General features: G+C 69.9%; 7 protein-coding genes. 5 read left to right on the forward strand and 2 right to left on the reverse strand.

Annotation, left to right across the window (positions count from 1 at the left end; translation table 11 throughout):
- Together ACWELQ_RS33915 and ACWELQ_RS33920 are read left to right on the forward strand one after the other, a co-directional pair.
- The coding region (locus ACWELQ_RS33915) for a response regulator transcription factor (RefSeq protein WP_452401114.1) at positions 1 to 1,339 on the forward strand (1,339 nt) is incomplete at its 5' end.
- Between the two features lie 97 nt (positions 1,340 to 1,436).
- Positions 1,437 to 2,123 (forward strand): alpha/beta hydrolase, encoded by a 687-nt coding sequence (locus ACWELQ_RS33920; RefSeq protein WP_452401115.1) that lies wholly within the window; start codon positions 1,437 to 1,439, stop codon positions 2,121 to 2,123.
- A gap of 113 nt (positions 2,124 to 2,236) precedes the next feature.
- Here the strand turns inward: ACWELQ_RS33920 and ACWELQ_RS33925 are convergent, their stop codons facing one another.
- Both ACWELQ_RS33925 and ACWELQ_RS33930 read right to left on the reverse strand, forming a co-directional pair.
- Positions 2,237 to 2,902 (reverse strand): MspA family porin, encoded by a 666-nt coding sequence (locus tag ACWELQ_RS33925; RefSeq protein ID WP_452401116.1) that lies wholly within the window; start codon positions 2,900 to 2,902, stop codon positions 2,237 to 2,239.
- 67 nt (positions 2,903 to 2,969) lie between these two features.
- A complete protein-coding gene (locus ACWELQ_RS33930) occupies positions 2,970 to 3,635 on the reverse strand; it encodes an MspA family porin (protein WP_452401119.1) in 666 nt (221 codons plus the stop codon).
- Between the two features lie 434 nt (positions 3,636 to 4,069).
- On the opposite strand from ACWELQ_RS33930, the gene ACWELQ_RS33935 reads away from it, so the two are divergent.
- The 3 genes from ACWELQ_RS33935 (at position 4,070) to ACWELQ_RS33945 (ending at position 6,292) form a co-directional block, all read left to right on the forward strand.
- Positions 4,070 to 4,768: a response regulator transcription factor gene (locus tag ACWELQ_RS33935; RefSeq protein ID WP_452401120.1), complete on the forward strand. Its 699-nt coding sequence runs from the start codon at positions 4,070 to 4,072 to the stop codon at positions 4,766 to 4,768.
- Between the two features lie 120 nt (positions 4,769 to 4,888).
- Positions 4,889 to 5,917 (forward strand): alpha/beta hydrolase, encoded by a 1,029-nt coding sequence (locus ACWELQ_RS33940; protein ID WP_452401117.1) that lies wholly within the window; start codon positions 4,889 to 4,891, stop codon positions 5,915 to 5,917.
- Positions 5,918 to 5,920: 3 nt separating this feature from the next.
- A complete protein-coding gene (locus ACWELQ_RS33945) occupies positions 5,921 to 6,292 on the forward strand; it encodes a hypothetical protein (protein ID WP_452401118.1) in 372 nt (123 codons plus the stop codon).
- Positions 6,293 to 6,671: the final 379 nt, after the last annotated feature.

A 6,671-nucleotide genomic window follows, 5' to 3' on the forward strand; every position in this document is an offset into this window, starting at 1 on the left:
GGCGACGGTCCGCACCGGCAGCGCGGCGGTGGTGCGGGCCAGCGGCGGGCTGGCCGCGCGCATCGAGTTCAGCTTCGGCGACGCCGCCCGGGCCCAGGAGGAGCTGCTGCGCGCCGCCGAGCTGGCCGACGCGGACACGGCCGTCGAATTGCGTTATCTCGCACGGCGATCGGCGTGGGAGTCCGGGGATCCGGGGCTGGAGCCCGGCCTGCTCGAGCTGCCGCCCGAGGGTGAGCCGGTGCCGTGGCGGGTGCCCTCGGCGACCATCGCGCTGGCGATGGGCCGGATCGGACCGGTGGCCGAGACGCTGCGCGCGACGGTCGCCGTGCTGCGGGCGCGCGGCGATCGCGGCTGGCTGTCGTCGATGCTGGCGCATTCGTCGATCCTCGAACTGGCCGTGGGCGCCTGGGACGAGGCCACGGCCGACGCGACCGAGGGGCTGCGCCTGTCGGAGGACATGGGCGGGATACCGGCGTCCTCGGGGCAGGCGCTCAACACGCTGGCCTGGCTCGCGGCCGCGCGTGGCGACGAGGACACCTCGACGCGGTTGAGTGAACGGTCGCTCGAACTCGCCGCCGGGCGCAACTCCCGCGTCCAAACCGCCTACGCGCATTGGCATCTGGGCTTCAACGCGCTCACCGCGGGCCACACCGGCGCGGCCCTGGGCTTCCTGGCCGACACCATCGATCCGCGCACACCGGCGTATCACCCGACCGTGGCGGCGCTGACCGCGCCCGACGCGGTGGAAGCCGCGGTGCGCATGGGCCGCACGGAGGCCGCGCACGCGCATCTCGCGGTCCTGGCCGAGTGGGCCGAGCGGACCGGTGCGCCCTGGGCCGTCGCGGCCACCGCGGTATCGCGCGCGCTGCTGGCCGCGGGGGCCGAGGCGGAGGCGCTGTTCAGGGAGGCGCTCGCGGTGCCGGACGCCGCTGCCCGGCCTTTCCCGCACGCGCGGGCGCAACTGCTGTACGGGGAATGGCTGCGCCGGGCGCGCCGCCGTGCCGATGCCCGGGTCGAATTGACCGCCGCGCGTGAGACATTCCACCGACTGGGCGCGACACCCTGGCAGCGGCGCGCGGACGGGGAACTGGCGCTGGCCGGTGAGCGCCGGCGGGAGGCGTCCGGCCCGTCCGGCGACGAGCTGCTGACCCCGCAGGAACTGCGCATCGCACGGCTGGCCGCCGACGGGCTGACCAATCGCGAGATCGCCGCCCAGCTGTTCATCAGCCCCCGCACCGTCGGCCATCACCTGTCGCAGATCTTCCCCAAGCTCGGGCTGGGCTCGCGAGAGGATCTCGCCGCCATCGATTTCGATCACGGCATGCGGCTGACCCGATGACCGATCCGGTGACCTATCACGCCACCGCCGCCCGCTCCTAGCGTTCGTAAGCGGAGGCCGGTCGCCCCGACCGGCCCGGACGGCGAGGAGAACCGACGTGACCGAAAAGCCCGCGATCGTCCTGGTACACGGCTTCTGGGGTGGCGCTGCCCACTGGGCGAAGGTGATCGGAGAGCTCGACCGGCGCGGCTACGACGCGCTGTATGCCGTCGACAACCCGCTCACCTCGCTCGCTGCGGACGCCGAGCGCACGAGTCAGCTGGTGCGGCTGCTGGATCGGCCGGTCCTGCTCGTCGGGCACTCATACGGCGGTGCGGTGATTACGGAGATGGGGACGCTGCCGAATGTGGTCGGTCTGGTCTACATCGCGGCGTTCGCGCCCGACGCGGGGGAGAGCCCCGGCGGGCTGAGCCAGGCGCGGCCGCCGCAGGCGATCGCCGACCTGACCACCGATCAGTTCGGCTACCTCTGGATCCCGCAGGACCGCTACCACGACGACTTCTGCCAGGACCTGCCCGCCGACGAGGCGCGCGTGCTGGCCGTCACCCAGAAACCGCCGCTGGCAACGACTTTCGGTGACGAGGTGTCCGATCCGGCCTGGCGGCACAAGCCCACCTGGTATCAGGTGTCGACCCTCGACCGCATGATCAACCCGGACAACGAGCGCATGATGGCCGAACGCATGAACCCGCGCAAGACGATCGAACTCGACGCCGGTCACGCCTCGCTGGCCTCGCGACCGGTCCCGGTGGCCGATCTCATCGACGAGGCGGCCGCGTCATGATGCCCCTCATCAACCTGGGTTCCGCTGCCATCAATCTCGCCGACGTCGTCTCCGGCATCGCCGCGAACGTCACCTACCTGTTGCAGGCGTGGGGCGTCATCCCGCATTGAAGCTCAGCCCAGGCTGAACGGCTTGCCCCACAGGGTGGTCCAGCTGATGACATGGTCGGTCTCGACTTCCACGCTGATGAAGGCGCGGGCGGTGGCGGCGCCGGCGCAGCCGCTCAGGGCGATGGTCTCGTCGCTCCAGGCGACCGACCCGTTGTCGCCGCTGAATTTGTTGCGGTAGTAGTGGATTTCGTTGCCGAAGTCGTCGGGCTGCTCGAGGTCGAGGAGATAGAACGACTGAGCCTGGCCCGGTCCGAGGGTCAGCGTGCCGCCGCCGGTGCCGGACACGGCGGGCTTACCGTCCGCGTCGAGCGAGCCGCTCTGACCGCCGTCGGCGCCGCCGCCCGAGATATCGACCTGGCAGCCGACGGTGTACCCGGGATAGATCTTGCCGCCGGGGGCCGCGCCGCCACCCGAGATGTCCACGTGCGCAGTGCCCGACACCCAGGCGTTGCGGTGCAACGGCGTCGCGCCCAGCGAGGGATTGATGTCGGCGGACTCGCCGTCGAGGCGGATGCGCACGACGGTGCCGTCCGAGAGGGTCTGGGTGAGGTCGCCGCCGGGCAGCGGGACGACGGTGTCGGCCGCCGCCTGCCCCGCGTGGCTCAGGCCCAGCAGCGCGACGGTGAGGCCCACACCCACCACGCGGGTCGTGAGGTCGAGTCTTCTCATGCTGTGTTCTCCGATGAAATCGTTGGTGTGGCAGGCTGAAATCAGTGGTGCGGCAGGCGTTCTCGGCTCAGCCGAGGCTGAACGGCTGCCCGTAGAGGACGGACTTGGAGTAGTGGTCGCCCACGACCTCGACCACGGTGTAGGCGCGGGCCTGCGCGAATCCGGCGCAGCCCTCGACATGGATCTCGGCGTCGCGGTATTCCACGGCCCAGGTGCCGGGTTCGGTGATGTCCTTGGAGTCGATCTGCACGAACTTCACCTGTCCCGGACCGAGATTCAGGCCCAGGGAGCCCGACGCGTTCGGGCCCGACATGCTGACGCCGCCCGAAACACCGGCCGACATGGCGTCTTTGGCGATGTCGACCTGGCAGCCGACGAGATAGCCGGTATTGATCTGCGAGGCGCCGTGGGTGGAGGAGTCGTTCGAGCCCGGTGTGTTCAACGCCCCGTTGTTCGGGCCCGGCTGCGCCACCGGCGCGTTCGGCACCTCGGCGCTCGCCCGCCCGGAGACCCAGACCACCCGGCCGGTGCCGTTGGCGGCCAGCGATGCCGAGATCACGGCGTGCTCACCCGCGCGCGTGATCACCACCCCGTCCGGGCCCGCCTTGGTCCCGTCCGGCAACGGCACGAAGGCGTCGGCGTTCGCCGCCCCGCAGGCCAGCGCGCCGACCCCGACGACCACCGCGGCGCCGATGCCCGCGCAGCGCGCGGCAGGTCGCCGACCCGCTCGAATTGTGTTCACAGCAATCCCTCATTCCTGGCCTGTCGCAATTGTTTCGGTGGCTGAACGCGAATAATTCGCAGCGCGGCACGATGATTGACCGCTGCTGCCGCCACAGTCAAATTCGAATGGCGTCCCGTGGTAGTGGTCACGTCTATTCCTTGCGAATCCTTGGAATTGGAAGGCTCTATCGCGATGTGCAGGGAAAACGCCGATCGATCGACCGATCGCATGGCCGATGCGTGCCGGGCTCGCCTGAACTACTTACCTCTCGACCGATGCGGCATTCGAAAGGGATTCATAGCGTCGTCTTCATGAAATCTTTCGACAGTGATGTCATGCGGTCACCCGTGCTCGCGCGGCCGCCACAAGCGGCCCTGCGCACGGCCGCGCACCCGATCCCGCCGCGCGCCACCCGTTCTCACCAGCTCCCACCCACCCGGCCGGTGGCCACCACCCCCGGGCGGCAGCGGGTGCTGCTGGCCGACGCCGAGCCCACCCGCCGGGAGTCGATGGCGCGCAGCCTGCGTGCGGCGGGGTTCGTGGTGCACACCGCCGCCGACGGCGCCGAGGCGCTGCGCGCGGTGACCGCCTATCACCCGACCGCCGCCGTGCTCGACCTGGAATTACCGGTGCTGGACGGCGAATCGGTGGTGATCGCCCTCCGTCAGACCGGCAGCCGGGTGCCGATCTGCACGGTCGGGCCCGCCGAGTCCGCGGCGCGCGCGGTCGCCATGCTCGAGGCCGGCGCCGACGACCACGTGCTGCGCCCGGTGACCATGCCGGAGCTGGCGGCCCGGGTGAAGGCGTTGGTGCGGCGCGTCGAGAACGGCGCCCGGCACAGCAGCACACTGCACGTCGGGGAGCTGGAGATCAATGTGCCGGGCCGCCGGGTCTGCTGCGCGGGCGTGGAGATCACGCTCACCCGAACCGAATTCGACCTGCTCGCCTTGCTCGCCCGCGCCGCCGGTGTGGTGGTGACCCGTGAACGGCTGCTGGAACAGGTGTGGGGTTACGACCCGAAAAGCGGTTCGAGCGTGCTGGATGTGTTCATCTGCTATCTGCGCCGCAAACTCGAGGCGGGCGGGAATCCGCGGATGCTGCACACCGTGCGCGGTGTCGGATATGTGCTGCGCCCCAGCTGACACTCCCTTGGGTATTCGTTCAGGTCTTCTTCGGAAGGCGATTCACCGGCATTTTCGCTGTTAGCTTCGCTGTCGCTTTTCCTTTCACCCGAACCATTTACGGAGGAGTACTCGGTTTTGTTGTCGAATTCGATTCGCCCGGTGTCGGCCCGGCTGGCGGTCACCGCCGCGCTGTCGGTGCTCACGCCGTTCGTCGCGGCCGCCGGTCACCCCGCGGCCGCCGTCGCGCCGCTGGCCGCCGATCCGGCCGTCGTGCACGCGACACCCGACGGTGACCGCCGCGCGCGACTGCTGGTGCATTCCGCCGCCATGGGCAAGGACATCACTGTCGATGTGCAGCGCCCGGCCGACACCGCCGCGCCCGCGCCCACCCTGTACCTGCTCAACGGCGCCGGCGGCGGTGAGGATGCGGCCACCTGGGAGGAACAGACCGACGCGCTGTCGTTCCTGGCCGACAAGCACGTGAATGTCGTTGTGCCCGTGGGCGGTAAGTGGTCCTACTACGCCGACTGGCGGGATGAGGATCCGGTGCTCGGCGTCAACAAGTGGCAGACCTTCCTCACCCGCGAACTGCCCCCGGTGATCGACCGGGTGCTCGGCACGAACGGCGTCAACGCCATCGCCGGGCTCTCCGCCTCGGCGACTTCGGTTCTGCAACTGCCGATCTCGGCCCCCGGTCTGTATCGCGCGGCGGCCGCCTACAGCGGCTGCGCCCAGATCAGCGACCCGGTCGGCCGGGCCTTCGCGGTCACCGTGATCGGCGCGGGCGGCGGGACCGCCTCGAACATGTACGGCCCCGCCGGGGATCCGATGTGGGCGGCCAACGATCCGTACGTGCACGCCGACCAGCTGCGCGGGCTGAAACTGTTCGTCTCCAGCGGCACCGGGGTGCCCGGCCGCTACGACACCCTCGACAATCCGCGCCTGGACGGGCAATTGGCGACCCTGCTCGATCAGGACGCGGTGGGCGGCACCCTCGAGGCGGGCGTGAACTGGTGCACGCACAATCTGGCCGATCGGCTCGACACCCTCGGCATCCCCGCGACCGTCGACTTCCAACCCACCGGCACCCACTCGTGGGGGTACTGGCAGGACGAACTGAAGAAGTCCTGGCCGGTGCTCGCCGCCGGACTCGGACTCCCGGAGTAGACGATGCGGATCACTTTCCGAAAAGCCTGTGTCACAGCGGAATCCGCCGCCGCCCTCACGCTGTTCGCGGGCGCGGTGCTCTGCGGCGCGACGGGGACCGCGCAAGCGCAGCCCATCCTCGACACCGGACCCGGCGGTGAAGTCACCGTGTCCGCGCCACCGGGGCAGTGGTGGAAATGCGCGCTGTACAACGGACTTCCGCCGCGGACCACCGGACTGCCGCCGGTGGTGAACTATCCGTCGGGCGGACCCTCGGACGGGCCTTTCGTCACTCCCGACGCGACCACCCGATTCCCTTCGGGCACGGTCGTTCTCGCCGACTGCTTCAGCGCCGATGCGCCCGTCATCTGGCTTCAACTCCTCCGCACCGAATGAACGGAGAATTCTCATGTTGTTATTGCTCGCGGCCGTCACCGCGCCGTTGTGGGTACCGATCGCCGTGGTCGTGGCGCCGATTGTCGCGCTGATCGGCGCAATGCCCGGATGAGCGCGATGGACTATCGAATTCGGCTGGTGTTCAAACATTCCGGCACTCATCGCGACTACCGGTGCAGCCGTGCCGACGCGGAGCGGTTCGCCGCCCGCTTCGGCGGGGGACCGGATCCCCAGGTACTCATCACCCCCGGCTGCGCACCGGACCTGCCCCACTGCCGCGCGAACCGATCTGGGCGTCCTGATCGCTTCCGCTATCCCGAAACGCGAACTGCGCGGGCATCATCGGATGCCCGCGCAGTTCGCGCTACCTATTCGATCG

This window comes from Nocardia sp. NPDC004722, assembly GCF_053601505.1.